The 26,507-nt window shown below is 61.7% G+C and carries 24 protein-coding genes; 13 read left to right on the top strand and 11 right to left on the bottom strand.

The window, feature by feature from the left end; translation table 11 throughout:
- Positions 1-61: 61 nt before the first annotated feature.
- Entirely contained in the window at positions 62-826 is a 765-nt protein-coding gene (locus ACSSVC_RS00975) for a TOBE domain-containing protein (RefSeq protein WP_446439330.1), read from the bottom strand.
- Positions 827-890: 64 nt separating this feature from the next.
- Positions 891-1,631, bottom strand: a complete 741-nt coding sequence (locus tag ACSSVC_RS00970; protein WP_446439329.1) for a ComFC family protein — start codon at positions 1,629-1,631, stop codon at positions 891-893.
- A gap of 91 nt (positions 1,632-1,722) precedes the next feature.
- On the opposite strand from ACSSVC_RS00970, the gene bioB reads away from it, so the two are divergent.
- From bioB to ACSSVC_RS00920, 10 genes are all read left to right on the top strand, one after another.
- Positions 1,723-2,778, top strand: coding sequence for a biotin synthase BioB (gene bioB / locus ACSSVC_RS00965; protein WP_346633123.1), 1,056 nt, complete (start codon positions 1,723-1,725; stop codon positions 2,776-2,778).
- A gap of 132 nt (positions 2,779-2,910) precedes the next feature.
- Positions 2,911-4,089 carry an 8-amino-7-oxononanoate synthase gene (bioF, locus tag ACSSVC_RS00960; protein ID WP_346633122.1) on the top strand — a complete coding sequence of 393 codons (1,179 nt, stop codon included), beginning with the start codon at positions 2,911-2,913 and terminating at the stop codon, positions 4,087-4,089.
- Positions 4,082-4,813: an alpha/beta fold hydrolase gene (locus tag ACSSVC_RS00955; RefSeq protein ID WP_404937800.1), complete on the top strand. Its 732-nt coding sequence runs from the start codon at positions 4,082-4,084 to the stop codon at positions 4,811-4,813. The genes bioF and ACSSVC_RS00955 overlap by 8 nt, the downstream gene beginning before the upstream one ends.
- A complete protein-coding gene (gene bioC / locus ACSSVC_RS00950; RefSeq protein ID WP_404937799.1) occupies positions 4,806-5,618 on the top strand; it encodes a malonyl-ACP O-methyltransferase BioC in 813 nt (270 codons plus the stop codon). Before ACSSVC_RS00955 ends, bioC begins: the two co-directional genes overlap by 8 nt.
- Positions 5,615-6,295 (top strand): dethiobiotin synthase, encoded by a 681-nt coding sequence (gene bioD / locus ACSSVC_RS00945; RefSeq protein ID WP_346633119.1) that lies wholly within the window; start codon positions 5,615-5,617, stop codon positions 6,293-6,295. The genes bioC and bioD overlap by 4 nt, the downstream gene beginning before the upstream one ends.
- Positions 6,296-6,402: 107 nt before the next feature.
- Complete coding sequence (locus tag ACSSVC_RS00940; RefSeq protein ID WP_346633118.1) at positions 6,403-6,699, top strand: pyrroloquinoline quinone biosynthesis protein PqqE; 297 nt, start codon at positions 6,403-6,405, stop codon at positions 6,697-6,699.
- 295 nt (positions 6,700-6,994) lie between these two features.
- Positions 6,995-8,800: a phenylacyl-CoA dehydrogenase gene (locus tag ACSSVC_RS00935; protein ID WP_346633117.1), complete on the top strand. Its 1,806-nt coding sequence runs from the start codon at positions 6,995-6,997 to the stop codon at positions 8,798-8,800.
- A gap of 220 nt (positions 8,801-9,020) precedes the next feature.
- Complete coding sequence (locus ACSSVC_RS00930; RefSeq protein ID WP_102861949.1) at positions 9,021-10,313, top strand: GGDEF domain-containing protein; 1,293 nt, start codon at positions 9,021-9,023, stop codon at positions 10,311-10,313.
- Between the two features lie 91 nt (positions 10,314-10,404).
- Positions 10,405-12,201 carry an acyl-CoA dehydrogenase C-terminal domain-containing protein gene (locus ACSSVC_RS00925; protein WP_492611906.1) on the top strand — a complete coding sequence of 599 codons (1,797 nt, stop codon included), beginning with the start codon at positions 10,405-10,407 and terminating at the stop codon, positions 12,199-12,201.
- A 187-nt stretch (positions 12,202-12,388) separates the two neighbouring features.
- Positions 12,389-14,167, top strand: a complete 1,779-nt coding sequence (locus tag ACSSVC_RS00920) for an acyl-CoA dehydrogenase C-terminal domain-containing protein (RefSeq protein ID WP_346633115.1) — start codon at positions 12,389-12,391, stop codon at positions 14,165-14,167.
- A gap of 237 nt (positions 14,168-14,404) precedes the next feature.
- On the opposite strand, the gene ACSSVC_RS00915 is transcribed toward ACSSVC_RS00920, so the two are convergent.
- Complete coding sequence (locus ACSSVC_RS00915; protein ID WP_346633114.1) at positions 14,405-15,334, bottom strand: LysR family transcriptional regulator; 930 nt, start codon at positions 15,332-15,334, stop codon at positions 14,405-14,407.
- Positions 15,335-15,436: 102 nt separating this feature from the next.
- On the opposite strand from ACSSVC_RS00915, the gene ACSSVC_RS00910 reads away from it, so the two are divergent.
- The 3 genes from ACSSVC_RS00910 (at position 15,437) to ACSSVC_RS00900 (ending at position 17,817) form a co-directional block, all read left to right on the top strand.
- The gene (locus tag ACSSVC_RS00910) at positions 15,437-16,135 is read left to right on the top strand and encodes an MOSC domain-containing protein (RefSeq protein ID WP_404937796.1); all 699 of its coding nucleotides are present in this window, start codon (positions 15,437-15,439) and stop codon (positions 16,133-16,135) included.
- Entirely contained in the window at positions 16,132-17,415 is a 1,284-nt protein-coding gene (locus ACSSVC_RS00905) for an aspartate aminotransferase family protein (RefSeq protein WP_346633112.1), read from the top strand. Before ACSSVC_RS00910 ends, ACSSVC_RS00905 begins: the two co-directional genes overlap by 4 nt.
- A 243-nt stretch (positions 17,416-17,658) precedes the next feature.
- On the top strand, positions 17,659-17,817 hold the full coding sequence (locus tag ACSSVC_RS00900; RefSeq protein ID WP_011063854.1) for a YqaE/Pmp3 family membrane protein: 159 nt from the start codon (positions 17,659-17,661) through the stop codon (positions 17,815-17,817).
- 41 nt (positions 17,818-17,858) lie between these two features.
- Here ACSSVC_RS00900 and ACSSVC_RS00895 read toward each other — a convergent pair whose 3' ends face one another.
- From ACSSVC_RS00895 to ACSSVC_RS00860, 8 genes are all read right to left on the bottom strand, one after another.
- Entirely contained in the window at positions 17,859-19,691 is a 1,833-nt protein-coding gene (locus ACSSVC_RS00895) for a S9 family peptidase (RefSeq protein ID WP_492611905.1), read from the bottom strand.
- Positions 19,657-20,826 (bottom strand): pyrroloquinoline quinone biosynthesis protein PqqE, encoded by a 1,170-nt coding sequence (pqqE, locus tag ACSSVC_RS00890; RefSeq protein WP_346633110.1) that lies wholly within the window; start codon positions 20,824-20,826, stop codon positions 19,657-19,659. Before pqqE ends, ACSSVC_RS00895 begins: the two co-directional genes overlap by 35 nt.
- Positions 20,798-21,073: a pyrroloquinoline quinone biosynthesis peptide chaperone PqqD gene (gene pqqD / locus ACSSVC_RS00885; RefSeq protein ID WP_346633109.1), complete on the bottom strand. Its 276-nt coding sequence runs from the start codon at positions 21,071-21,073 to the stop codon at positions 20,798-20,800. The genes pqqE and pqqD overlap by 29 nt, the downstream gene beginning before the upstream one ends.
- On the bottom strand, positions 21,070-21,822 hold the full coding sequence (gene pqqC / locus ACSSVC_RS00880) for a pyrroloquinoline-quinone synthase PqqC (protein ID WP_346633108.1): 753 nt from the start codon (positions 21,820-21,822) through the stop codon (positions 21,070-21,072). The genes pqqD and pqqC overlap by 4 nt, the downstream gene beginning before the upstream one ends.
- Positions 21,823-21,914: 92 nt before the next feature.
- Positions 21,915-22,826, bottom strand: a complete 912-nt coding sequence (gene pqqB, locus ACSSVC_RS00875) for a pyrroloquinoline quinone biosynthesis protein PqqB (protein ID WP_492611904.1) — start codon at positions 22,824-22,826, stop codon at positions 21,915-21,917.
- Positions 22,827-22,930: 104 nt separating this feature from the next.
- The gene (pqqA, locus tag ACSSVC_RS00870) at positions 22,931-23,005 is read right to left on the bottom strand and encodes a pyrroloquinoline quinone precursor peptide PqqA (protein WP_003194766.1); all 75 of its coding nucleotides are present in this window, start codon (positions 23,003-23,005) and stop codon (positions 22,931-22,933) included.
- Positions 23,006-23,161: 156 nt separating this feature from the next.
- Positions 23,162-25,624, bottom strand: a complete 2,463-nt coding sequence (gene pqqF, locus ACSSVC_RS00865) for a pyrroloquinoline quinone biosynthesis protein PqqF (RefSeq protein WP_492611903.1) — start codon at positions 25,622-25,624, stop codon at positions 23,162-23,164.
- Positions 25,625-25,672: 48 nt separating this feature from the next.
- A complete protein-coding gene (locus ACSSVC_RS00860) occupies positions 25,673-26,467 on the bottom strand; it encodes a carbon-nitrogen hydrolase family protein (protein ID WP_346633105.1) in 795 nt (264 codons plus the stop codon).
- Positions 26,468-26,507: the final 40 nt, after the last annotated feature.

Genomic DNA, 26,507 nt, shown 5'->3' with positions numbered 1-26,507 from the left:
GCAGCCACCTTAATGAGCGCCTATGACGAATATGTTGCAGCCAGAAGTCGTTGCGCTCTGGTTACAACGGGGTGCCGAGCAGGACATGGGAGGCAGAGAACTGCACCTGGACCGGTTTGCCTTCGGTCATTTCCAGCGTCTTGAGCCGGTGCGGCTCGGCCAGGGCGCAGAGGGTCTGGCCGTTGGGCAGGCTGATGCGCACCTCGCAGGGGCCATCTTCGGCGTCGAGAATCTGCTCGATGATTCCGCTCAGGCAATTGTGTCCAGTTGTTACCGGAGCGTCGGCAGGATGCAGGTCCAGCCAGCCGGCCTTGATCAAGGCCACCACTTCGGTGCCGGGGGCCAGCTCCAGGCGCTGGGTGCTGTCGTGGGTGATCTGCGCCTTGAGGATCAGGCCTTCTGGCAGTTCCAGGCTGATCAGGTCATTGCAGCCTTGAGGCTCGATCCCGCGGATCTTGCCGTGCAGCTGGTTGCGGGCACTGGTGCGCAGCATCAGGCGCCCCAGCAGATCGAGATCGCTGGCATCTTCTGCGGCTTCCAGCACTTGGGCCTGCAGTGCTTGCAGGCGTTGGTAAAGGCGCAGCACGCGTTCGCCCTCGGCGGAGAGCTTGGCCCCGCCACCGCCCTTGCCGCCGACGCTGCGTTCTACCAGCGGACTCTGGGCCAGGTTGTTCAGCTCATCGATGGCATCCCAGGCGGCCTTGTAGCTCAGGCCGGCGCTTTTGGCCGCGCGGGTGATGGAGCCCTGTTCGGCAATGTGTTGCAGCAGGGCGATGCGTTGCGGGCGGCGGACGATGTGCTGGGTCAACAGAGTGGGCAAGGACATGGCAAGGACGCTTTGGGCACCGAAGATGGACAGGGAGTTTGCGGCTTGAGCGATGAGAGTCAAGTCAGTCGGGGGTGTCGGGTCTTGCGGTCCGGGCCAGGCAATAGACATCCACTTGACGAGCGCCGGCGTTGATCAGCAGCCGGGCCAGGGCCTGGGCGGTGGCACCGGTGGTGAGGACGTCGTCCACCAGGGCCAGGTGCCGGCCGACCACAGGCGCGTCGGCGGTGAGGGCGAAGGCCTGGTTCAGGTTGCGATGACGGGCACGGGCACCCAGGCCTTGTTGCGCCGGGGTGTCCTGGGTACGTAGCAGCAGATGGGGTTCCACCGCCAGTTGCAGTTGCTCTCCCAGCCACTGGGCCAGCATGCCGGCCTGGTTGAAGCCCCGCTGGCGCAGGCGTCGGCGGGACAGCGGCACCGGCAGCAGGCAGTCTGGCCGGGGCAGGCCTTCATCGTAGCGATAGTGAAGGTATTGGCTGAGAAGCTCGGCCATCAGACGGCCAAAAGGCCACTTTTCATGGTGTTTGAAACGGCTGATCAGGCTGTCCACCGGAAAATCGTAACGCCAGGGGGCGATGACCCGTCGAAATGCGGGGAGACGTTGCAGGCACTGGCCACAGGTCAGGTCGGCGGCGGGCAGGGGCAGGGCGCAGACCGAGCATTGGGCGCCGAGCCAGGGCAGTTCGTCCTGACATGAACTGCACAGGGCCAGGGCTGAATCGCTGGGTTCATCGCATAGCAAACAGATCTGTTTGTTTTTTGACCAGATGTAAACCGGTCCTTTGTATTCGGGTTGACAGTGCATGGCTCTTCCTTAAATATGCCGAACATCCGTGTTGCGGCTGTGGACTTTCCCTGTCCCGCGCCGCTTGCCAAGCATAATCAAGGAATCGCCCATGAGCGCCAGCACCACCGCTACCCTGCGTCATGACTGGACTTTGGCTGAAGTCAAAGCCCTGTTCGTCCAGCCGTTCAATGACTTGCTGTTCCAGGCGCAGACGGTGCACCGCGCGCATTTCGATGCCAATCGGGTCCAGGTTTCCACCTTGCTGTCGATCAAGACCGGCGCCTGCCCGGAAGATTGCAAATATTGTCCGCAGTCCGGCCACTACAACACCGGTCTGGAAAAGGAAAAGCTCCTGGAAGTGCAGAAGGTGCTGGAGGAGGCCGCTCGGGCCAAGGCCATCGGCTCTACGCGTTTCTGCATGGGCGCCGCCTGGAAGCACCCTTCGGCCAAGGACATGCCCTATGTGCTGGAGATGGTCAAAGGCGTGAAAGCCATGGGCCTGGAAACCTGCATGACCCTGGGCCGTCTCGATCAGGACCAGACCGAGGCCCTGGCCAAGGCTGGCCTGGACTACTACAACCACAACCTCGACACCTCGCCGGAGTTCTACGGCAACATCATCACCACCCGCACCTACAGCGAGCGTCTGCAAACCCTGGCCTACGTGCGTGACGCCGGGATGAAGATCTGTTCCGGCGGCATTCTCGGCATGGGCGAGTCCCTGGACGACCGTGCCGGCCTGCTGATCCAGCTGGCCAATCTGCCGGAGCACCCGGAGTCGGTGCCTATCAACATGCTGGTGAAGGTGGCCGGTACGCCGCTGGAGAACGCTGAGGACGTGGACCCGTTCGACTTTATCCGCATGCTCGCCGTGGCACGGATCCTCATGCCGCAATCCCACGTGCGCCTGTCCGCCGGCCGCGAAGCGATGAACGAGCAGATGCAGGCCCTGGCATTCTTCGCCGGTGCCAATTCGATTTTCTACGGCGACAAGCTGCTGACCACCGCCAACCCGCAGGCCGACAAGGACATGCAGTTGTTCGCGCGCCTGGGCATCCAGCCCGAAGCCCGGGAAGAACATGCCGACGAAGTGCACCAGGCGGCCATCGAGCAGGCCCTGGTGGAGCAGAAGAGCAGCGAGCAGTTCTACAACGCTGCCGTCTGATCTCCTGTGGTAGGAGCCGGCTTGCCGGCGAATCCCGCGAACTGCGTAAGTCCAACGGGTTTCGCGTCGGCGGTTTCGCTGGCAAGCCAGCTCCTACGGGTAATGTGTCTGTGAGCCAATATCGAGGCCAGCATGTCTTTTGATCTCGCAGCACGGCTTGCAGCCCGTCGTGCTGAACATCTCTATCGCCAGCGTCCGCTGCTTGAAAGCCCTCAGGGGCCGCAAGTGGTGGTGGACGGCCAGCCATTGCTGGCTTTCTGCAACAACGACTACCTGGGCCTGGCCAATCACCCGCAGGTGATCGAAGCCTGGCGCGCCGGTGCCAGCCGCTGGGGCGTGGGCGGCGGTGCTTCTCATCTAGTGATCGGTCATAGCGCTCCCCATCACGCTTTGGAAGAAGCCCTGGCCGAACTCACGGGGCGTCCGCGGGCGTTGCTGTTTACCACGGGCTACATGGCCAATCTCGGTGCGGTCACGGCGTTGGTGGGGCAGGGCGACACGGTGCTGGAAGACCGTCTCAACCATGCTTCCCTGCTGGATGCCGGCCTGCTCTCCGGTGCGCGCTTCAATCGCTATCTACACAACGATGCAGAGAGCCTGGCCAAACGTCTGGAGAAGGCCACCGGCAATACCCTGGTGGTCACCGATGGGGTGTTCAGCATGGACGGCGATGTCGCCGACCTGCCGGCCCTGGCTCGGGAAACCAAGGCCCGCGGTGCCTGGTTGATGGTGGACGATGCCCATGGCTTTGGCCCGCTGGGGGCCAACGGTGCCGGGCTGGTGGAACACTTCGGCCTGGGGCTGGATGAAGTGCCGGTGCTGGTCGGCACCCTGGGCAAGGCCTTCGGTACCGCCGGCGCCTTTGTCGCCGGCAGTGAAGAGCTGATCGAAAGCCTGATCCAGTTCGCCCGCCCCTATATCTACACCACCAGCCAGCCACCGGCGCTGGCCTGCGCCACCCTGAAAAGTCTGGAGTTGCTGCGCAGCGAACACTGGCGGCGTGAGCACCTGGCGAACCTGATCCGTCAGTTCCGTCAGGGCGCCGAGCAGATCGGCCTGGAGCTGATGGACAGCTTTACGCCGATCCAGCCGATCATGGTGGGCGACAGTGCCCGGGCCGTGGAGTTGTCACGGATGCTCCGTTCGCGGGGAATCATGGTCACGGCCATCCGTCCGCCGACTGTACCGGCCGGCAGTGCGCGGCTGCGGGTGACCTTGTCCGCAGCCCACAGCGAGGCGCAGGTCCAGCTATTGTTAAGCGCGTTGGCGGATTGTTTCAGTGAACTGCAAACGGGGCCGAGCCATGCGTGATCGACTGATTCTGTTGCCGGGCTGGGGGCTGGGTGTGTCGCCTCTGCAACCCTTGGCGGCAGCGTTGCAGGGACTGGACGAACACTTGCGGGTAGAGATCGAGCCGCTGCCGGAACTGACCTCCAGTGATCTGCAGGAATGGCTGGACGAACTCGATGACGCGATACCGGACAATGCCTGGCTGGGGGGCTGGTCTCTGGGCGGCATGCTCGCTTCGGAGTTGGCGGCTCGTCGCGGCGAGCGCTGCTGCGGCCTGCTGACCCTGGCCAGCAACCCCAGTTTCGTCGCGCATGAGCAGTGGTCCAGTGCCATGGCTGCGCAAACCTTCGACGGTTTCCTGGCCGGCTGCGCCGCTGATCCGCGAACGACCCTCAAGCGCTTTTCTCTGCTCTGTGCCCAAGGTGCTGCCGACCCACGAGGTTTGTCGCGGTTGCTCCTGGGCGGCGCCCCGACGACCCCAGGGCCGGTGTTGATGGCGGGCTTGGAGTTGCTGGCGCAGCTGGATAGTCGAGCGGCGTTGCAGGAGTTTGGCGGGCCGCAGTTGCACCTGTTCGCCGGGCTTGATGGCTTGGTGCCCGTCGAGGCCGCCAGCGAGCTGCTGGCGTTGTTGCCGGATGTAGAAGTTGGTCTGATTGAGCAGGCCAGCCACGGTTTTCTTCTGGAGGATCCCCACGGAGTGGCGGGGGCAATCCAGGCTTTCTTGCATGAGTCCGGTGATGACTGATTTGTCTGTTCCTGTCTTGCCCGCAGGCCTGCCTGACAAGCGTCAGGTGGCGGCTTCGTTTTCCCGCGCCGCAGCCAGTTACGACAGCGTTGCCGAGTTGCAGCGCACGGTCGGCCAGCAATTGCTGAGCCGTTTGCCTGAAGGCTGGACGCCTGCGCGCTGGCTGGATTTGGGCTGCGGTACGGGCCATTTCAGTCGAGTGCTGGGGGCACGCTTCGCCGGCAGTCAGGGTCTGGCTCTGGATATTGCCGAGGGCATGCTCAAGCACGCGCGGCCTCTGGGTGGCGCCGAGCACTTCTTGGCCGGAGATGCTGAGCGCCTGCCGTTGCAGAGCAGCAGCTGCGAGCTGATTTTCTCCAGCCTGGCGGTGCAATGGTGCGCGGATTTTGCGGCAGTGCTCAGTGAAGCCCGGCGGGTGCTGAAACCGGGAGGCGTGCTGGCGTTCGCCAGTCTGTGTGTCGGCACCTTGCAGGAGCTGCGTGAGAGCTGGGGGCGGGTCGATGGGCAGGTCCACGTCAATCGCTTTCGTGAGTTCGCACGCTATCGCCACTTGTGCGATGCCAGTGGTTTGCAGGTACGTAGCCTGGAGAGTGTTCCCCATGTCCTGCATTACCCGGATGTGCGTAGTCTGACCCATGAGTTGAAAGCCTTGGGGGCACACAATCTGAATCCCGGTCGTCCCGGCGGCCTCACCGGACGGGCGCGTATCGCCGGGTTGATCGAGGCTTACGAGGGTTTTCGTCAGTCCCAGGGACTGCCGGCGACCTATCAGGTGGTGTATGCCGTGTTGGAGAAACCGTTATGAGTGCTGCCTATTTCATTACCGGCACCGACACCGATGTGGGTAAAACCACCATTGCCGCGGGGTTGCTGCATGCAGCGCGGCTGGCCGGGTTGAGTACCGCGGCAGGCAAACCTGTGGCCTCCGGATGCGAGTTGAGCGCCAAGGGCCTGCGCAACGCCGATGCTCTGGCGTTGCTGGCACAGTCGTCGTTGCCATTGAGCTATGAAGAGGTCAATCCGATCGCTTTCGAGCCGCCCATCGCACCGCACCTGGCGGCGCGAGAAGCCGGGGTAGCGCTGACAGTGCAGTCATTGCTGACGCCCATGCGTCACCTTCTGGCCAAGGGCGCGGACTTCACCCTGATCGAAGGCGCGGGTGGCTGGCGAGTGCCTCTGGCGGATCAGGACAATCTGTCGGATCTGGCCATGGCGCTGGGCTTGCCGGTGATTCTGGTGGTGGGTGTGCGTCTGGGTTGCATCAACCATGCATTGTTGACCGCCGAGGCCATTGCCCAGGACGGTCTGCAACTGGCGGGCTGGGTAGCCAATATCATCGATCCGAAGACCTCTCGTCTGGAAGAAAACCTCGCGACTTTGGCCGAGCGCTTGCCCGCGCCGTGCCTGGGTCGGGTGCCGCGACTCAAGCCAGCCAGTGCCGAGGCGGTGGCCGAGCATCTGCAGTTGGATCTGCTGGACTAGATTTTGCCTATGGCAAGGCACATTGCCATTAGTGTTTTTGACGGGTGTTTTTTTGACGGGTCTGCTTCAATAACATCCGTCATTCATTTTCAAGGTCGAGTTCTCCTATGGAAATTTCCGGGAACAGCGCTTTCTACGCCGGACTGAACGCGATTCAGACTGGGCAGAATCGTGTCGATCAAGGTTCCAGCCAGATCGCCAGCAGCGCCGTTGAGCGCTCTGCCGACAGTCAGGCGTCGGTGGATTCGGTCAATCGTCTGCGTGGCGTGGATCGCAGCCAGGATTCGGACCTGGCCAGCAGCATGGTCGATATGTCCATGGGCAAGATCCAGGTGGAACTGGGCGTGAAGGTCGCCAAGGCCTCTGATGAAGTCCTCGGTACGCTGATCGATACCTACGCTTGATACTCCTCTGCTAAAGCCTGCTTTCCATTGAAGGCAGGCTTGTCTTCATGCCTTTCCTTTCTGTAACACGTTTTATTCCTCTGCATCGCTGATCGTCGGCAAGCCGGCTCCTACAATTTCATGGCCGGTGCTGTGGGTGTTCGCCTGGGCGTTGATTTTGTGCTGGTGACGAAAGGCATTTGCGCGACGCTTGACAAGATTTAGGCGTAAACGTATGTTTCAAACAACTGTTTGACCGCCATAAAAATTCGATGCGGTTGTTCATTCCCGGTTACATCAGCAGAGGTTTATCGCTATGCCTGACTACAAGGCCCCCTTGCGTGATATTCGCTTCGTTCGTGACGAGCTGCTCGGCTATGAGGCGCACTATCAGAGCCTCCCGGCTTGCCAGGACGCCACTCCGGACATGGTTGACGCCATTCTCGAGGAAGGTGCGAAGTTTTGTGAGCAGGTACTGGCGCCGCTGAACCGTGTAGGCGACCTGGAAGGTTGTACTTGGAGTGAATCCGGCGTTAAGACCCCGACTGGCTTCAAAGAAGCCTACAAGCAATTCGTCGAAGGCGGCTGGCCTAGCCTGGCCCACGACGTTGAGCACGGTGGTCAGGGCCTGCCTGAATCCCTGGGCCTGGCAGTCAGCGAAATGGTCGGTGAATCCAACTGGTCGTGGGGCATGTACCCAGGCCTGTCCCATGGCGCGATGAACACCATTTCCGAGCACGGGACTCCTGAGCAGCAAGAGGCTTACCTGACCAAACTGGTGTCCGGCGAGTGGACCGGTACCATGTGCCTGACCGAGCCGCACTGTGGCACCGACCTGGGCATGCTGCGCACCAAGGCCGAACCTCAGGCTGATGGTTCCTACAAAGTCACCGGTACCAAGATCTTCATCTCCGCCGGTGAGCACGACATGGCCGACAACATCGTCCATATCGTTCTGGCCCGCCTGCCGGATGCACCGGCCGGCACCAAAGGCATTTCGCTGTTCATCGTGCCCAAATTCCTGCCCAACGCTGATGGCAGCGTCGGTCAGCGCAACGCCGTGAGCTGTGGTTCCCTGGAACACAAGATGGGTATCCATGGCAACGCCACTTGTGTAATGAACTTCGACGCGGCCACCGGTTTCCTCATCGGCCCGGCGAACAAAGGCCTGAACTGCATGTTCACCTTTATGAACACCGCTCGTCTGGGTACTGCTCTGCAAGGCCTGGCCCATGCCGAGATCGGCTTCCAGGGCGGTCTGAAATACGCTCGCGATCGTTTGCAAATGCGCTCCCTGACTGGCCCGAAAGCGCCGGACAAGGCTGCTGATCCGATCATCGTGCACCCTGACGTACGTCGCATGCTGCTGACCATGAAAGCCTTCGCCGAGGGTAACCGGGCGATGGTGTACTTCACCGCCAAGCAGGTCGACATCGTCAAATACGGTGTGGATGAAGAAGAGAAGAAGAAAGCTGATGCACTGCTGGCGTTCATGACTCCAATCGCCAAGGCGTTCATGACTGAAGTTGGCTTCGAGTCCGCCAACCACGGTGTGCAGATCTACGGTGGCCACGGCTTCATCGCTGAGTGGGGCATGGAGCAGAACGTTCGCGACAGCCGTATCTCGATGTTGTACGAAGGCACCACCGGCATCCAGGCCCTGGACCTGCTGGGCCGCAAGGTTCTGATGACGCAAGGCGAAGCCCTCAAGGGGTTCACTAAAATCGTCCACAAGTTCTGCCAGAACAACGAAGGCAATGAGTCCGTGAAGGAGTTCGTTGCACCGCTGGCAGCGCTGAACAAGGAGTGGGGCGAGCTGACCATGAAAGTGGGCATGGCCGCGATGAAGGACCGTGAAGAAGTGGGTGCTGCCTCGGTGGACTACCTGATGTACTCCGGTTATGCCTGCCTGGCCTACTTCTGGGCCGACATGGCCCGTCTGGCGGCTGAAAAGCTGGCAGCCGGCACTACCGAAGAGGCTTTCTACACCGCCAAGCTGCAGACTGCGCGCTTCTACTTCCAGCGCATCCTGCCGCGTACCCGCACTCACGTTGCAACCATGTTGTCGGGTGCCAACAACCTGATGGACATGAAGGAAGAGGACTTCGGCCTGGCCTACTAAGCCTCACCGAACTTTTTCAGAAAGCCGCTCTCCCTTCGGGTCGGGCGGCTTTTTTGTGCCTGCAGAATCTTCATGAAAATTCCCGACTAAATCGCTAAGCAGATGCGATTTCCTGCCGTTAAAGAGATGGCAATGTGATGTCTGTCACACCACGTGTGCTTAACTTCAGCAAATGAAGGCACAATGCCATCTATTGATCAGCCGGGTCGGAGTTTTACCCTTGCCGCGTTCTTCCGCTGTACGTTTCAGTCACTTTCTACCGTCTTTGCTGCTTCTGCTTGCGGGGCTGGCGGCCGCCTACGTCAAAGACCTCAACGTCTTCTTCACTTCGCTGTTCAATGTGCTGCCAACACTGGTGCTATTGCTTGGCGGAGCCTATTGCGCTGTGTACCGACGCCAGCGCGAACTGTTTTTGATGGTCACGGTGTACATCGCCTACTTTCTGCTGGATACCCAGACCGATTTCTACCGGGATAACGGCAGGGTCCGCGAAGATGCCGCGGTGGTATTCCACCTCTGCTGCCTGTTGCTACCCTTGTTATTTGGCCTGTTTGCGGCCTGGCAGGAACGCACCCACCTGTTTCAGGACATGGTGGCGCGTTTTGCCGTGTTATTGGCGTTTGGCAGCGTCGCTCTGGGCCTGGAGCAGAGTTACCCACAGGCGTTGCTGAACTGGTTGGCAGAGATCCGTTGGCCGGCGTTGCATGGCAGTTGGATGAGCCTGATCCAGTTGTCGTATCCAGTATTTTTCGCGGCATTCCTGCTGCTGGCGATCCAGTACTGGCGCAGTCCGCGCCCACTGCACGCAGCGCAGTTGGTGGGCTTGCTGGGTTTGTTCTGGATGCTGCCCAAGACGTTCATCCTGCCATTCACTCTGAACATCATGTGCAGTCAAGTCATGCTGATGATCGCCGCGGCGGTGGCCCATGAGGCTTATCAGATGGCGTTCCGTGACGAGTTGACCGGCTTGCCGGGGCGTCGGGCGCTTAATGAGCGTATGCAGCGTCTGGGACGCAATTATGTGCTGGCCATGACTGACGTCGATCACTTCAAGAAATTCAACGACACCCACGGTCACGATGTCGGGGATCAGGTGCTGCGCCTGGTGGCCAGCAAACTGTCAAAAGTCACTGGCGGTGGGCGTGCCTATCGTTACGGCGGGGAAGAGTTTGCCGTGGTATTTGCCGGCAAGACCCTGGACGAGTGCATGCCGCACCTGGAGATGATTCGCGAGATCATCGCTACCTACAACATTCAGTTGCGCAACCAGGACAATCGCCCCCAGGACGACCAGCAAGGCCGCCAACGCCGTGGCGTTGCGGCGGCTTCCAGTGTTTCGGTAACCATCAGTATCGGTGTCGCCGAGCGGCTGATGGAGCACCGGACTCCCGAGGAAGTGCTCAAGTCCGCCGACCAGGCGCTCTACAGCGCCAAGGGCGCGGGGCGTAACTGCGTCATGGCATTCGGGCAGAATCGCCGTGGTGCAGTGCGCATGGATACGGCTGCGGGTTGAGTGATGATGGCGCATTCAGCGACTGGAGCGTCATTGGCAGGCTGAGGGCGGCGGCAGTAGGTTGGAGAAACCTGCTGCCGGAGAAATCACCATGCCCGAGTATCAAGCTCCCCTGCGCGACATGCGCTTTCTGATCGATCATGTCTTCGACTTTCATGGCGGTTACGCCGCACTGGGAGCCAGCGACGCCAGCCCGGACATGGTCCGCGCGATCCTCGAGGAAGGGGCGAAGTTCTGCGAGAACGTCCTGGCGCCGCTGAACCGCTCCGGTGACGAGGAAGGCTGCCATTTCGACAATGGCGTCGTAACCACCCCCAAAGGTTTCAAACAGGCTTTCGCCCAATACGTCGAAGGCGGCTGGCATGGCTTGGCCGCCGATCCTGCCTATGGTGGCCAGGGTCTGCCCCATTCCCTGGGGCTGGTGATCAGCGAGATGGTGGGTTCCAGCAACACCTCCTGGGGCATGTACCCGGGGCTGACCCATGGTGCGATGTCGGCGATTCATGCCCATGGCACCGCCGAACAGAAGCAGCTGTACCTGAACAAGCTCACCGCAGGGCAGTGGACCGGCACCATGTGCCTGACCGAGGCCCATTGCGGTACCGACCTGGGCATCATCAAGACCCGCGCGGTGCCACAGGCCGATGGCAGTTATGCGTTATCGGGGAGCAAGATTTTCATCTCTGCCGGCGAGCACGACATGAGTGAAAACATTATTCACTTGGTGCTGGCGAAACTGCCGGACGCCCCGGCCGGGACCAAAGGCATTTCCCTGTTCATCGTGCCAAAGTTCCTGCCGGACGCAGCAGGTGAAGTCGGTGAGCGCAATGGTGTGAGTTGCGGCTCCATCGAGCACAAGATGGGAATCAAGGCCTCGGCCACCTGTGTACTGAACTTCGACGGCGCCAAGGGCTTCCTGATCGGCGAGGCCAACAAAGGCCTGAACTGCATGTTCACCATGATGAATCACGCGCGCCTGGGCACCGGAATGCAGGGGCTGTGCCTGGGGGAGGCCAGCTTTCAGGGAGCGATCAAGTACGCCAACGATCGTTTGCAGATGCGCTCTTTGTCCGGGCCCAAGGCGCCGGACAAGGCGGCTGACCCGATCATCGTCCACCCCGACGTGCGGCGCATGCTGCTGACCATGAAGGCGTTCAATGAGGGCAACCGGGCTTTGGCCTATTTCACCGCCCAATTGCTGGATGTGGCTCATCTGAGTCGCGACCAGGCGCAGCGTCAGCAGGCAGAGGACCTCCTGGCGTTCCTCACCCCGATCTGCAAGGCCTTCATGACCGAGACCGGGCTGGAGGTGACCAATCACGGCATGCAGGTGTTTGGCGGCCATGGCTACATTCGTGAGTGGGGCATGGAACAGCTGGTGCGTGACTGTCGCATCGCGCCAATCTATGAGGGCACCAACGGTATCCAGGCCCTGGACCTGCTGGGCCGCAAGGTGCTGGGTAGCCAGGGCAAGCTGTTGCTGGGTTTCACCAGGATCGTGCACAAGTTCTGCGTGGCCAATGCCGAGCATCCGCAGTTGAAGGCCCACGTTGCGCAGCTCGATGGTCTGAATCGTCAATGGGGCGAGTTGACCACCCAGGTGGGCATGGCCGCCATGAAGAACCCGGAGGAAATGGGTGCCGCAGCCCTGGATTACTTGATGTACAGCGGTTACATCGTCCTGGGCTATCTCTGGCTGCGTATGGCCCTGGTGGCTCAGCAACAACTCGATGCGGGTGAAAGCGACGGCGATTTCGCCACCGCCAAGCTGGCCACCTGTGCGTTTTACTTCAAGCGCCTGCTGCCACGTACCGGCGCCCATCTGGCGGCAATCGAAGCAGGCAGTGATTGCCTGATGAGCCTGCCGGCGGAGATGTTCGCCTTGTAAGTACGCTGATGTGCCCTGGACAAGGCCCGCTTCTCGCGGGCTTTTTCTTGCGAGGATCTGGTTGTGACTAAAATTAACAGTAAAGTCATGAGTTGACCCTATGTGTCGCAAAAGTTGTTCGGGTACACTCGGCTTTTCGTAAATGGGCCCGTTGTGGCCCGCTTGTTTAGATCTTGCGAGGTTTGCCATGGCTGACTACAAAGCGCCCCTGCGCGATATGCGCTTCGTCCTCAATGAAGTCTTCGAGGTCGCCAAACTCTGGGCTCAACTGCCAGCTCTGGCCGAAACTGTGGACGCCGAGACGGTTGAGGCGATTCTGGAGGAAGCGGGCAAAGTCACTGCCAGAAGCATCGCTCCGCTGAGCCGTAGCGCCGATGAGGAAGGTTGTCACTGGAAGGACACGGCAGTGACCACTCCGGAAGGTTTTCCACAGGCCTACCAGACGTACGCCGAAGGCGGCTGGGTCGGTGTGGGCGGTGATCCGGAGTTCGGTGGCATGGGGATGCCCAAGGCGGTATCGGCCCAGGTCGAAGAAATGGTCAACTCCGCGAGCCTGGCCTTCGGCCTGTATCCCATGCTGACCGCCGGGGCTTGCCTGTCGATTAACGCCCACGCCAGCGAAGAGCTGAAAACCACCTACCTGCCGAACATGTACGCTGGTGTCTGGGCCGGTTCCATGTGCCTGACCGAGCCCCATGCCGGTACCGACCTGGGGATTATTCGCACCAAGGCCGAGCCTCAGGCTGACGGTTCCTATGCCATCAGCGGGACCAAGATCTTCATTACCGGTGGTGAGCACGACCTGACGGAAAACATCATTCACCTGGTGCTGGCCAAGCTGCCGGATGCGCCGGCCGGGCCCAAGGGGATCTCCCTGTTTCTGGTGCCCAAGTTCATGGTCAACGTCGATGGCAGCCTGGGTGAGCGCAACCCGGTGAGCTGCGGTTCGATCGAACACAAGATGGGTATCCAGGCCTCGGCCACCTGTGTGATGAACTTCGATCAAGCCATAGGTTATCTGGTGGGCGAGCCGAACAAGGGCTTGGCAGCAATGTTCACCATGATGAACTACGAGCGCCTGGGTGTGGGTATCCAGGGGCTGGCCACCGGTGAGCGCTCCTATCAGAACGCTGTGGAATATGCCCGTGACCGTCTGCAGAGCCGTTCGCCGACCGGGCCACAAGCCAAGGACAAGGTCGCCGACCCGATCATCGTGCACCCGGACGTGCGGCGCATGCTGCTGACCATGAAGGCTGCCAACGAAGGTGGCCGGGCATTCTCCACCTATGTGGCGATGCAGCTGGATACCGCCAAGTTCAGCGAAGATGCCGAGACCCGCAAGCGCGCGGAAAGCCTGGTGGCCTTGCTGACTCCCGTGGCCAAGGCGTTCCTTACTGACCTTGGCCTGGAGACCACGGTTCATGGCCAGCAGATCTTCGGCGGCCACGGCTACATCCGTGAGTGGGGCCAGGAGCAGTTGGTGCGCGACGTGCGGATCACCCAGATCTATGAAGGCACCAACGGCATTCAGGCGCTGGACCTGGTGGGGCGCAAGATCGTCGGCAGCGGCGGCGCGTTCTACAGCCTGTTCGCCGATGAAATTCGCCATTTCACCGCCACCGCCGATGGGAAACTGGGCGAATTCACTCGGCCTTTGAATGAGGCTCTGGATAATCTGGATGAGCTGACAGCCTGGCTGTTGGATCGGGCCATCAGTAACCCCAACGAGATCGGAGCGGCTTCGGTGGAGTACCTGCAGGTCTTTGGCTACACCGCCTACGCCTACATGTGGGCCCTGATGGCCAAGGCGGCGCTGGGCAAGGAGCAGGAAGAGGACTTCTATGCCAGCAAACTGGGGACTGCGCGGTTCTATTTTGCCCGTCTGCTGCCGCGTATTCACTCGCTGACCGCCTCGGTGAAAGCGGGTAGTGAATCGCTGTTCCTGTTAGAGGCTGAGCAGTTTTAATTGAGGAGAGCGTTTGTAAGTCATCTCTTACATAACGTGCTGCTGATCGTCCATATCGGTAGATGACGGCTGAGGCTAATCTACTTCACATGGACGTCGCGCAGGAAGCGCAAAGCAACAACATGGACACGTAGGATTCTGCCAGGATGGCGGAGTGAAAAGGATGTCAGGGAAACAGTCTGCAAAGCCCCGCTTCGGCGGGGTTTTCTTTTGTCCGGGTTTTTTATTTTCGCGACTTCAACCCAGGATTTCTGGCACCGCAGTGCCGCCCAAGCGCCCATCTTGGGTATTCATCGAATCCTCCAATAACGTCCTTAGCAGTTCCAGCGTTCCTTGTTGACGCTGCAGATCCCGACAGACCAATCCGACTTTCAATGGCACCCTCGGCTCGCTCAGAGGCTTCCACAGCAGTTCCTTGTTGCCGTGCTGTTGTTGTGAGCGCCCCGGAAGTACGGTGGCCAGTCGTGTATGGGGCAGGCTGTCGAGAATACCGGCCATATTGTTCAGCTCCGCCTGCACCTGGGGGCGCCGCCCCAGGTTGGCCAGCTGCGCTTGCCAGATCTGGCGGATCTGAAACTCCTCGCCCAACAGCAGCATCGGCAACTCTGCAGCCTGGCTCATGGAGACCTTCTTGAACTCGCGCAGTGGATGCTGCTCGGGTATGACCAGTGTCAGCTCATCTTCATACAGCGGGACACCATGCAAACCTGGTTGGCGTGGCGGCAGGTAGCTGATGCCGATGTCCAGCGAGCCATTGAGCAAGCGTCGTTCGATCTCCAGGCCGGTCAATTCGTAGATCTGCACCACCAGGTGGGGCTGGGCCTTGCGCACTCGTTCAAGCATCTGCGGCACCAGGCTGCTATGCACCGTCTGCAGTACGCCGATGGCCAGGGTGCGCAGGGCCTGGCCCTTGAAGTTGCGCAGGGCCTCACGGGCTTGTTGCAGGCCGTCGAGCAAAGGCAGGGCGTGGTTGTACAGCGTATGGGCGGCCAGGGTCGGCAACAGGCGCTTGCTGCTGCGTTCAAACAGGCTGACGTCGAGGTTCTGCTCCAATTGACGGATCTGCTGGGAGAGTGCCGGTTGTGAGATCGACAGGCGCTCCGCTGCACGGCCCACGTGGCCTTCTTCATACACCGCGACGAAATAACGCAGTTGCTTGAAATCCATAAGTATTTCTTATCGAAAAAGCTTAAAAAACGAAATGGCCCGAAGCCCGCAAGACGCCTAGTCTAGCTCCTATTCACAGGGCTTACAGGGCCAAGACGCGCGATGAATACCGTTTACGTCGATGGTGTTTACATAGGCAAGGCAAAAAATCTCGGCCAGGGTCTGGTCATAGACACCGACAAGCACCCGGTTGCAAACCGTCTCTGGTTATGGCCACAAGGCCTGGGCAGCGATGAACAGGGTGATCCGCGCTTCCATACGGGCCCTGAACGAGCCCTGCACCACTATCCCGCTGAGCATTACGCCCACTGGCGCAAACGTTATCCACAGTTCGATTGGACGGCTCCGGCCTTTGGGGAAAATCTCTCGACACGTGGCCTGACCGAAGATCAGGTGTGCCTGGGGGACATGTTCCGTTGGGGCGGTGCGCTGTTGCAGATCAGCCAGCCCCGTTCCCCTTGCTACCGTCTGAGCCAGCGTTGGGGCCTGGTCAATCTGCCCCAGCAAGCCCAGGACAACGGACGCTGCGGCTGGTTCTACCGGGTACTCAAACCCGGCTTTGTCCAGGCGGACGAACCCTTCGAACTGATCCAGCGCAGTTATCCCGGCTTGACCGTGGCCTGGGCCCTGCGCTGTTTTTTCCAGGAGCCTCTGGAGCACACAGGCCTGAAAACCCTGATTGATTGTCCGGCGCTGTCCTCGCGCTGGCGCGATATCGCCATCAAGCGTCTGCGCACCGGCTGTGTCGAGGATTGGTCCTCACGCCTGCTGGGCCTGCCGTTGGAGGGGCTGCGGGCATGAATCTGTTCAATCTGCGCCGTACTCCGCCCAGCCTGGACGATCTGGTTATCGAGCCCTGTGCGAGCGCCTCGGACGATGCCTGCGCCAGTGAGTGCCTGATGCCCAGCGTGCAGCGCCCGCAACCGGTGTTCGTCCGTGGCCAGGGCTCCTGGCTGTGGGACAGCAATGATCGCACCTACCTGGACTTCACTCAGGCCGGGGCCGCCAACAGCCTGGGCCACAGCCCTTCGGTACTGGTCAACGCCATCGCCGCTCAGGCCCAGTCGCTGATCAATCCCGGCTCGGGCTTCTACAACCGCGGCATGCTCAAGCTCGCCGACCGGCTGTGCCGTAGCACTGGTAGCGACCAGGCCTATCTGCTGAGCAGTGGCAGCGAAGCCTGTGAGGCGGCGATCAAGCTGGCACGCAAGTGGGGCCAGCTGCATCGTGGCGGCGCGGCGGGCATCATCACTGCCAGCCGCAGTTGTCATGGCCGTGGTTTTGCCGCGCTATCGGCTGCGGGCAATGGCTCTGCGGGCAATCGTTTCGAACCTCAGCTGCCAGGCTTCAGCCAGGTGCCCTTCAATGATCTGCCTGCTTTGCACGCGGCGGTGGATGCTCAGACCGTGGCCATCATGCTGGAGCCGATCCAGGGTGAAGCGGGGGTCATTCCGGCGACAGAACACTACCTCAAAGGGGTGGAGCGCCTGTGTCGTGAGCTGGGCATTCTGTTGATCCTCGATGAAGTCCAGACCGGCATCGGCCGTTGCGGCACCCTCTTGGCTGAGCAATTGTATGGCGTGCGCGCTGACATCATCACCTTGGGCAAGGGCCTCGGCGGCGGGGTGCCCCTGGCGGCGTTGCTGGCACGGGGCAAGGCCTGTTGTTTCGAACAGGGCGAGCTGGACGGCACCCACCACGGCAATGCATTGATGACCTCCGCCGGCCTGGCCGTGTTGGACAGTCTGCAGGAGCATGGTTTTCTGCAGCAAGTGCGCAGCAACGGTCAGTACCTGGGACAGCAGTTGACCCAACTGGCGGGCCGTTATGCCCAGGGCGAGGTACGAGGGCATGGATTGTTCTGGGGTATGAGCCTGGCGGACGACTCAGCGCAGGAGGTACTCAAGGCAGCGTTGCACGAGGGCCTGTTGCTCAGTGCTGCGCAATCGGACTGTTTGCGTTTCACCCCGGCCCTGAGTGTCAGCAAGGGCAATATCGACGAAATGCTCCTGCGCCTGACCCGGGCCTTTTCCCGCGTGCGGACCGCGCAGTTGCAATGCCGCAAGGGAGTAGCTGTCTGAAATCTGTGCTGATCCTGAAGCATTCTCTGACGATCGGTGCCGAGCACATCCGACTTTACGTTGACTGAATTCCTGAACCGTCTCGCGGTATAACGCGTCGCCCCGTGTCCGATTTTTCGCACGGGGCGTTTTTTTGTCTCCGGGCTGTTCAGGAGGGCAAGATTTGCGGTGAACCCTGGCACGCGGCCAGGGTCGATTGCTGGTGAGGCTCAGCCGAGCCCGACTTCTATCAGGAGCTGCCCTATGGACTTGATTCGCATCATCTTCGCCATTCTCTTGCCGCCCTTGGGGGTCTTTCTGCAAGTGGGCTTTGGCGGCGCTTTCTGGCTGAACATCCTGCTGACCCTGTGCGGATACATCCCCGGTATCGTGCACGCGGTGTATATCATCGCTAAACGCTGATTATCCAAGCTGCCCGTTCCAACGGAACGGGCAGCACCCGCTCAGCATTGCGCTTGCAGCACCTTCTGATAAAACCGCCATTCCTGTTCCAGCGCATGAGCCTGATTGTCCGCCTTGCGAAAGCCGTGGCGCTCATCCGGGTAGTAATGGGCCTCGGCGGCGATGCCCTGGTCCTGGAGCGCCTTGAGCATGTCGCGGGTTTGCTGGGGCACCACCACGGCGTCCAACTCACCCTGAAAAAACACCACGGGCACGCTGATGTTGCTGGCGTACAGCAGTGGCGTGCGCGCCAGATAGCGCTCGTTATCCTGCTCTGGATCGCCAATCAGCCAGTCCAGATAATCCCCCTCGAACTTGTGCGTGGAGCGGGTCAGGGCAATGGGATCGCTGACCCCGTATAGGCTGGCGCCGGCACAGAAGACCTTGGCGAAGGCCAGGGCGCAAAGGGTGGTGTAGCCCCCGGCGCTGCCGCCACGGATGAACGCCAGCTTTGGGTCGATCAGCCCTTGTTGGTCCAGATAGGACACCACCGCACAGGCATCTTCCACGTCCACTTCGCCCCAGCGCAGATGCAGGGCCTGGCGATAGGCCCGGCCATAACCGCTGCTGCCCCGGTAGTTCAGGTCGGCCACGGCAAAACCGCGCTGGGTCCAGAACTGGATGCGCGGGTCCAGGATCGGATAGCAGGCAGAGGTCGGGCCGCCGTGAATGAACACCACCAGAGGTGGTCTGTTGACGCCATTCATGGCCGGGTAGAAGAAACCGTGGGCCTGTCCTTCGCCGCTGGGATAGCACAGGGGTTGCGGTCGGCTGATGCGCTCCTTCGGCAGTGGCGCGACACCGCCGGCCAACACATGCACCTGCCGGGTTTCACGTTCGATGGCGATGATGGCCGAAGGACTGACAGGGGACGCCGCGATGCAATACAGGTAGCGCTTATCCAGCGCCAGGCCGCGAAAGCGGCTGTAGTTGCCGCTGAAGTCCTGTTGCGAACCGTCGGCGTGACGCAGTCCGAGACGGCCAAACCCTTCCTCGGTCCAACTGCCGAACCAGGAGTCCCCGCCAAGGGGCATCCAGGTGCGACACCCCAACTGCCAGGGGGCAGGGGCATGATCAGCTGCGGCACAGGGCAGCGGCCGCAAGCCGCTGGCCGATTCGGCCCAGGGTTGCCAGAAACCCTGGCGATCCGTGAGGCAATAGAGTTGGTTGTGCTGATCGAAGCGCGGTTGTTGCAGGGACTCTTCCTGGCCATCACCGGCCATGCAACGGGGATCACCCCAAGTGCTATCGGCCAGGCGTTCGACGAGCATCAGGCGAGTGCTGGTCCAGGGCTGATGGGGGCGATCCCATTCGATCCAGGCCAGGCGTTGGCCATTGGGGCTCAAGGTCGGAGCGGCATAGAAGTCGGCTCCGGCGGCGAGCAGGTGGCGCTGGCCGCCGTGGATGTCGATGGCCACCAGCCGGTGTTCTTTGGCGCGTTCTTCCACGGCCAGTACTTGATCTGCGTGAGCGTGCAGGTCCCCATAGCGACAGTCGCCTTGGGTCAGGGCCACTGGCGCGCCGCCTGCCAGGGGTTGCCGATACAGTTGCTGGTCCGCTTCATTGACGAACAGCAGGAAGTCGCCGCTGAGGCAGAAGGCGCCCCCGCCGTATTCATAGACGCGGCTGCGGACGCTGAACCCTGGTGGCGTCAGGCAGCGGGCCTGGCCTTTCTGCCAATGCCAGATCCGGCAGCTGGCGTCCGCAGGACGGTATTCATTCCAGAACACGCCATCGGGTGTCAGTTGCAGCTCGGCAAAATCGATCCCGGCGGTGGTGGCCTGGTTGGCGCTGAAGGGCTCAACCCTTGGCGATGAGGCGTGAGTTTCGTTCATTGCGAAAGGCCAGTTGTTCAATGGTTTGGGTGGCCGTTTCGGATTCTTCGCGGGCCTTGAGAATCATCCCGTGGTGTTCCGATTTACTGCACACCGGGTCGGCATTGCTGGCGTCCCCCGTGAGCATGAAGGCTTGGCAGCGGCAGCCGCCGAAGTCCTTTTCTTTCTCGTCGCAGGAGCGGCATGGCTCCGGCATCCAATCGTAACCGCGAAAGCGGTTGAAGCCGAAGGAGTCGTACCAGATGTGCTGCATGCTGTGGTCGCGCACATTGGGGAACTTCACCGGCATTTGCCGCGCACCGTGGCAGGGCAGGGCGGTGCCGTCCGGGGTGACGGTGAGGAAGATGCTGCCCCAGCCGTTCATGCAGGCCTTGGGACGCTCCTCGTAGTAGTCCGGGGTGACGAAAATCAGCTTGCAGGGGTGCCCCTGGGCTTCCAGCTTGGCGCGGTATTCGTTAGTGATGCGTTCCGCGCGCACCAGTTGCTCCCGGGTGGGCAGCAGGCCGACGCGGTTGAGCTGGGCCCAGCCGTAGAACTGGCAGGTGGCGAGTTCGACGAAGTCGGCTTCCAAGGCAATGCACAGCTCGATGATGCGGTCGATCTTGTCGATGTTGTGCCGGTGGGTGACGAAATTCAGCACCATCGGATAGCCGTGAGCCTTGACCGCACGGGCCATCTCCAGCTTCTGGGCGAAGGCTTTCCTGGAACCGGCCAGCAGGTTGTTCACTTGCTCGTCGCTGGCCTGGAAGCTGATCTGGATATGGTCCAGGCCGGCTTTCTTGAAGTCGCTGATCTTCTGCTCGGTCAGGCCGATGCCGGAGGTGATCAAGTTGGTATAGAAGCCCAGCTTGCGCGCCTCGCCGATCAGTTCGGCGAGGTCCTGGCGCACCAACGGCTCGCCCCCAGAGAAGCCCAACTGCGCCGCGCCCATCTCCCGCGCTTCACGGAACACCTTGATCCACTGTTCGGTGCTCAGCTCCTTGCCCTGCTCGGCAAAGTCCAGCGGATTGGAACAGTAGGGGCATTGCAGTGGGCAGCGATAGGTCAGCTCGGCCAGCAGCCACAGTGGCAGGCCGACTTCCGGTTTGTCGGGCAGCAGCACCGACTCAGCCGAGTTCGATCCAGTGCTGGGCACGGGCGACCTCCATGAACTGCTCGATGTCGTCACCGAGCTCGGCCACGCCTGGGAACTGCAGCTGAAGTTCCTTGATGATCGCCGCCACGTCGCGCTCGCCGTCGATCAGGCCGCCAATCAGCGCGGCGCTGTCATTGAGCTTGATCATGCCTTCCGGGTAGAGCAATACATGGCCCTTTTGTGCCGGCTCGTACTGGAAGCGGTAGCCGGGACGCCAGCGTGGGGTTTTGCTGCGGTCGAAACTCATAGGGTGATCCCCTTATGCCAGACCCGCTGATCGGTGACGCTGTGATAGGGCGGGCGGTTCAATTCATAGGCCATGCTCATGGCGTCGAGCATGCTCCAAAGGATGTCCAGTTTGAACTGGAGAATTTCCAGCATGCGTTCCTGACCGGCACGGGTGGTGTAGTGCTGCAGGGTGATCGCCAGGCCGTGCTCGACATCGCGACGGGCCTGGCCCAGACGGGTACGGAAGTACTCGTAGCCGGTCGGGTCGATCCACGGGTAATGCTGGGGCCAGCTGTCCAGGCGCGACTGGTGGATCTGCGGGGCGAAGAGCTCGGTCAGCGAACTGCTGGCGGCTTCCTGCCAGCTGGCGCGGCGGGCGAAGTTGACGTAGGCGTCCACGGCAAAACGTACGCCGGGCAGCACCAGCTCCTGGGAGCGCAGCTGGTCCGGGTCCAGGCCCACGGCCTGGCCCAGACGCAGCCAGGCTTCGATGCCACCGTCTTCACCCGGGGCGCCGTCATGGTCCAGCAGGCGCTGGATCCACTCGCGGCGAATTTCCCGGTCCGGGCAGTTGGCGAGGATCGCCGCATCCTTCATGGGGATGTTCACCTGGTAGTAGAAGCGGTTGGCGACCCAGCCCTGGATCTGCTCGCGGCTCGCCCGGCCTTCATACATCGCCACGTGATAGGGGTGATGGATGTGGTAGTAGGCGCCCTTGGCGCGCAGTGCCTGCTCGAATTCGGCGGGGGACAGCGGGGTGTCGGTCATGTGTGTTCTCCGGGGGGCTGCCCTTTCGTGGGCAAGCCCGCCCCTACGCAAAGGGGCCAAGGCTCTTGGGTCGAGCTTGTGGGCGATACGGCCTACAGCTCAATACTCATTCCGTCGTAAGCCACTTCCACCTTTCGGCGTACCAGTTCGGCACGTTCGGCGGAGTCTTCGTCGAGGATCGGGTTGGTGTTGTTGATGTGGATCAGCACCTTGCGCTGGCGGGGCAGCTGTTCCAGCACTTCTAGCATGCCGCCGGGGCCGTTCTGGGCCAGGTGGCCCATTTCCCGGCCGGTGCGGGTACCGACGCCACGGCGCTGCATTTCATCGTCTTCCCACAGGGTGCCGTCCAACAGCAGGCAATTGCTGGCGGACATGATCTCCAGCAGCGGCGCGTCCACCTTGCCCAGGCCCGGCGCGTAGAAGAGCTTACCGCCGCTGCGCAGGTCTTCGACGATCAGGCCGATGTTGTCTCCTGGGTGCGGGTCGAAACGATGGGGCGAATAGGGCGGTGCGGCACTGCGCAGGGGCAGGGGGGTGAAGCGCAGGTTGGGGCAGGCCGGAACCGTGAAACTCTGGTCGAGCTCGATGCGGTTCCAGTTCAGGCCGCCGTTCCAGTGGCTGAGCATCTTGAACAGGGGGAAACCGGAGCTCAGGTCTTCGTGGACCATGTCGGTGCACCAGACTTGATGCGGGCAGCCTTCGCGCAGGCTGAGCAGGCCGGTGGTGTGATCGATCTGGCTGTCCATGAGGATGATGGCGCTGATCCCGCTGTCCCGCAGTGCGCGGCCCGGTTGCATGGGGGCAAAACCCTGCAGTTGGGCGCGGATGTCCGGGGAGGCATTGCACAGTACCCAGTTCACCCCGTCATCGGAAATTGCGATGGACGATTGGGTGCGAGCCTGGGCCCGCAGGCTGCCGTCGCGAAACCCTGCGCAGTTCACGCAGTTGCAGTTCCACTGCGGAAAACCACCGCCGGCGGCGGAACCTAGAATCTGGACAAACATGGACGCTCCCTGGGATGAAGGCATGAAAAAGACGGAGAACTGAAAATAAAAACGCCCCGGACGGGCCGAGGCGTTGCGCTGCGTTTTCTGGCCAGAGGCAGAAATCAGCGGCTGGCGAAGTACATGGTGACTTCGAAGCCGATACGCAGGTCGGTGTAAGCAGGTTTGGACCAGGTCATAAAAATGCTCCTTTGAGGTGGGTGGGACGGGTATTGCCTATACATATAGTCCACCTCCGGCGGGAGATGTTCAGATGCTTAGGGGGCTATCTTACTAAATTCCCGCAAAAGGTTGCCCGCAATTCTGAAGAAAGCTCGTTGCAGTACCCGTAATGATCATTCTGCCGCTTGCCAGGGCGCTCCAGGACAAGGTCCGTTCGCCAGCACTGTCCAGCCTCCTGTCGCCGAATGCAGGGCCGTGGCGGCCTGGGTCACGGCTAAGGGCGTGAGGGCCAGGATGCTGTCGTGCAGCCGCTCCAGATAATCCGACGGATGGCCGGCCAGTTTCGCCTGCCACAGCAGTTCAGCGGCTTGCTCCAGGGGCAGGAGCGAGGCTTGGAACTGTTGAGCCAGAGCCTGTCGCTGCTCGTTCCAGAGCTGCTCGCTGAGCGCCTGGAGCTGTTCCGGCAACTGCTGGAGGAACTGTTCCAGGTGCTGAAGTATTTCCGTGAGCGTCGCCTTGGGGGATTGCACGCCGAACAGCAGGCCGGTCTGGCCATTGCGTTGGCGGATGCCGCTGAACACCGCATAGCCCAACTGCAATTCCACCCGCAGGCGCTGATAGAACGGCGTCTGGCAGAGTTGGCCCAGCAGGCGCCAGGCCGCCTCATCGGCCAGGCGGGTGCCGGGCGTCGGGCAAAACAGCAGCAGAGCCTGTTCGCTGGATGTCCCGGGGTTCGTCTGCCAACGATAGGCGGCGTCTGGCGGTGAGGGTTGGCACAGGGTCGTCTCTGCTGTTCCCGGCATCTTTTGCAGCGCTTGGCCAAGGGCTTCCTGAGTGCCGGCTGATAGCGCCAGGGCCAGGCCATCCCATCGAGCCCCGGCCCACAGCGCTTGCAGGGTTTGGGGTTGTGCAACTGTCGGCTCGCCGGGTTGTGGCTGCTCGCTGAAGGCCTTGAGCAACTGACGGATCGGCATCAAGGGGGCATCGTCTGTCGTAGCTGCGCGCTCCAGCCAGAACGATTCGGCGGGCTGGTTCAGTTGTTTCAGCGCCTGTTGCAGCACCGCGGGCATGGGTTGCTGCAGGCCACTGAGTCTGAGCAACCAATCAGCGCCACTGTTGGAGAAACTCAGGGCTACTCCGGCCTGGCCGGCGTCGTCGCGCAAGGGTGCCAGGCTGCGCAGCAGGCGTTCGTGCAAGCCGGTCGGAGCGGGTGAAGCCAGGCGCCAGCGCAGAATCAAGGCCCCTTCGCGGTTATCCGCAGGCAGCGCCTGGCTGAGGTTCAACGCCGAGCTCTCTCGCCGGCTTCGCGAGCGATCCTGGGCGAAGGTGCGTAGTCCCCGGTGTGCGCTGGTCTGCCCGCGAATCAGTCCTGCCCGCGGTGCCTCGGCGGTGCTGCGCAGGAAAGGATTACCCGGTGGCAGGCGCCACTCGCTGCTGAAGTTATCCACAACCTGCGGCTGCAACTGCGCCAGCAGCACCTTGAGGGCCTTGAGTCCTTGCACATCCAGCTCGCCGACGGTCTGCCGGCTGTCCCGTTGGGCCAACTCCAGGGCGCTGCCGACTTGCAGCTGGCGTTGTTGCAGCAAGGCATATTCTGTTCGCAGCGCTGGCCAATCGTCCTGGGCGCTGAAGAAACCCAGCCAATCCGCTAGCTGTTCGCGGACCTGGGCCGGGGCCGTCGCCTCTGTTGTGCTCAGGTTCAACTGCAGATGCAGCAGGGCTTGCCCGGCAAACTCGTACAGCGTCTGCGCCTTCAGGCTTTGGGCCAGTTGGCGTTGCTGGAGTCCGGCAAGCAGCCCGCCCGGCTTGGCGGACTGCAGCCAGGTGCAGAGAAAGTCCAGTGCGGGCGTTGCGCCCTCGGGCAGCTGTTCAAGGGTGAACAGCAGGTCCAGACGGTGAGCATCGAGCTGTTGATAAGTGCCGATGCCGGTAGTGGACAGTGCAGGAGGCGCGCTCTGCTCAAGACGCTGGCCCTCCGGTAGATCTGCGCCATAGCGTGTGGCCAGGGCGCGGAGTTCTTCCAGAGACTGTGGCCCGGCGAGGCTCAGGGTCATTTGCCTGGCCTGGTAAAAGTCTCGGTGAAATTGCTGCAGCGCTTGCTGAAAAGCCTGGCTGGGCAGATTGAGGCTGTAGCGGTTGCCAGCATGGAAGGCCCGCAGCGGGTGAGCGGCGGACAGGCCGTCGAACAGTGCGAACTGACGTTGCGCCGCCCCATCCCGGGACCAGGCGATAAATTCCGCATGCAGCACTTCTCGCTCCCGGCGCTGGTCCTCAAGGCTCATCCGCGGTCGGACGAGCATGTCGCACAGACGCTCCAGGCCGCCGGCCAGGGCGCTGACCGGCAGCTCGAAAAAGAACTCGGTCGCGCGCTCACAGGTCTTGGCGTTCAGTTGTCCTCCTTGGCCCCGCACATAGGCCATCAATCCCTGTTCGACGGGGAAGCGCTCGGTGCCGAGAAACAGCAGGTGTTCCAGGAAGTGCGCCAGCCCGGGCCAGGCCGATGGTACATCGTGGCTGCCGGCAGATACCCGCAGTGCAGCGGCGCAACGTTTCAAATGAGGGGCATGACGCAAGGACACCCGCAGGCCATTGGCCAGGGTTTCCACGTGAGGCAGAGGGTGGTTCAGCGCGGGCATGAGCACTTCCAGAACAGAGAAGCGCCCATGCTAGCGGATATCCCCGGATCAGCGCTTGCTCAGGTCGTCGTATAGCTCGGGACGGCGATCGGCAAGATAGCGGTTCAGTGCCCGGGATTCGTGCATCAGCTGACGGTCCAGGGTGCCGATGATCAGGGCCTCGTCCAGTCCGGCCAGGGCGATCCGGCTACCGTCGGGGGCGGCGATGCTGCTTTGGCCGCAATAGCGGATCTGATCTTCCCGGCCGCAGTAGTTGGCGTAGGCCACGTAACATTGGTTTTCGAATGCCCGTGCGCGAATGGTCACATCGGCGACGAAGTCGTAGGGAATCATGTTCGCTGTCGGCACCAGGATCAGCTCGGCACCGGCCAGGGCCAGACGCCGGGCGTTCTCCGGGAACTCGATGTCGTAGCAGATCAGGAAACCGAGCTTCCAGCCGTTGAGTTCCACCAGGGGGAAGTCATCCGCGCCGGCGCTGAACATCGAGTGATCAAGGTCGCCGAACAGATGGGTCTTGCGGTAGTTGCACAGGCGCTGGCCGTGGGCGTCGATCAGTTGCACGGCGTTGTAGATCTGGCCGTCGGCGCTGCGTTCCGGATAGCCGTAGAGAATGGCCGTACCCGCCGCCTGGGCGATGGCGGCAATGCGCTGGGCCGAGGGGCCGTCCTGGGCCTCGGCCAGGGCGCCGACCGCTTCCACGCCGATGTTGTAGCCGCTGAGGAACATTTCCGGCAGCACCAGCAGATCGGCATCGGTGGCCTCCATGGCCACCTGATGCAAGCGTTGCAGATTGGCCGCCACGTCCAACGGCAATGGCGGGCACTGATACAGGGCGACACGCATGGTCCTCACTCCTCTGACTGGCTGACCGGGCACTGTAGCC

The organism is Pseudomonas sp. E1BtOHC1, assembly GCF_058744285.1.
This window is presented reverse-complemented; position numbering and strand designations above follow the sequence as displayed.

Coding starts and splice junctions, on each gene's coding strand:
- ACSSVC_RS00895 (WP_492611905.1), bottom strand. CDS start 19,691: ATGAACGAAACTCACGCCTCATCGCCAAGGGTTGAGCCCTTCAGCGCC.
- ACSSVC_RS00925 (WP_492611906.1), top strand. CDS start 10,405: ATGCCCGAGTATCAAGCTCCCCTGCGCGACATGCGCTTTCTGATCGAT.
- ACSSVC_RS00970 (WP_446439329.1), bottom strand. CDS start 1,631: ATGCACTGTCAACCCGAATACAAAGGACCGGTTTACATCTGGTCAAAA.
- ACSSVC_RS00955 (WP_404937800.1), top strand. CDS start 4,082: ATGCGTGATCGACTGATTCTGTTGCCGGGCTGGGGGCTGGGTGTGTCG.
- ACSSVC_RS00860 (WP_346633105.1), bottom strand. CDS start 26,467: ATGCGTGTCGCCCTGTATCAGTGCCCGCCATTGCCGTTGGACGTGGCG.
- ACSSVC_RS00940 (WP_346633118.1), top strand. CDS start 6,403: ATGGAAATTTCCGGGAACAGCGCTTTCTACGCCGGACTGAACGCGATT.
- bioC (WP_404937799.1), top strand. CDS start 4,806: ATGACTGATTTGTCTGTTCCTGTCTTGCCCGCAGGCCTGCCTGACAAG.
- ACSSVC_RS00935 (WP_346633117.1), top strand. CDS start 6,995: ATGCCTGACTACAAGGCCCCCTTGCGTGATATTCGCTTCGTTCGTGAC.
- pqqD (WP_346633109.1), bottom strand. CDS start 21,073: ATGAGTTTCGACCGCAGCAAAACCCCACGCTGGCGTCCCGGCTACCGC.
- pqqB (WP_492611904.1), bottom strand. CDS start 22,826: ATGTTTGTCCAGATTCTAGGTTCCGCCGCCGGCGGTGGTTTTCCGCAG.
- ACSSVC_RS00905 (WP_346633112.1), top strand. CDS start 16,132: ATGAATCTGTTCAATCTGCGCCGTACTCCGCCCAGCCTGGACGATCTG.
- pqqF (WP_492611903.1), bottom strand. CDS start 25,624: ATGCCCGCGCTGAACCACCCTCTGCCTCACGTGGAAACCCTGGCCAAT.
- bioB (WP_346633123.1), top strand. CDS start 1,723: ATGAGCGCCAGCACCACCGCTACCCTGCGTCATGACTGGACTTTGGCT.
- ACSSVC_RS00900 (WP_011063854.1), top strand. CDS start 17,659: ATGGACTTGATTCGCATCATCTTCGCCATTCTCTTGCCGCCCTTGGGG.
- bioD (WP_346633119.1), top strand. CDS start 5,615: ATGAGTGCTGCCTATTTCATTACCGGCACCGACACCGATGTGGGTAAA.
- ACSSVC_RS00915 (WP_346633114.1), bottom strand. CDS start 15,334: ATGGATTTCAAGCAACTGCGTTATTTCGTCGCGGTGTATGAAGAAGGC.
- ACSSVC_RS00975 (WP_446439330.1), bottom strand. CDS start 826: ATGTCCTTGCCCACTCTGTTGACCCAGCACATCGTCCGCCGCCCGCAA.
- bioF (WP_346633122.1), top strand. CDS start 2,911: ATGTCTTTTGATCTCGCAGCACGGCTTGCAGCCCGTCGTGCTGAACAT.
- ACSSVC_RS00920 (WP_346633115.1), top strand. CDS start 12,389: ATGGCTGACTACAAAGCGCCCCTGCGCGATATGCGCTTCGTCCTCAAT.
- pqqC (WP_346633108.1), bottom strand. CDS start 21,822: ATGACCGACACCCCGCTGTCCCCCGCCGAATTCGAGCAGGCACTGCGC.
- ACSSVC_RS00910 (WP_404937796.1), top strand. CDS start 15,437: ATGAATACCGTTTACGTCGATGGTGTTTACATAGGCAAGGCAAAAAAT.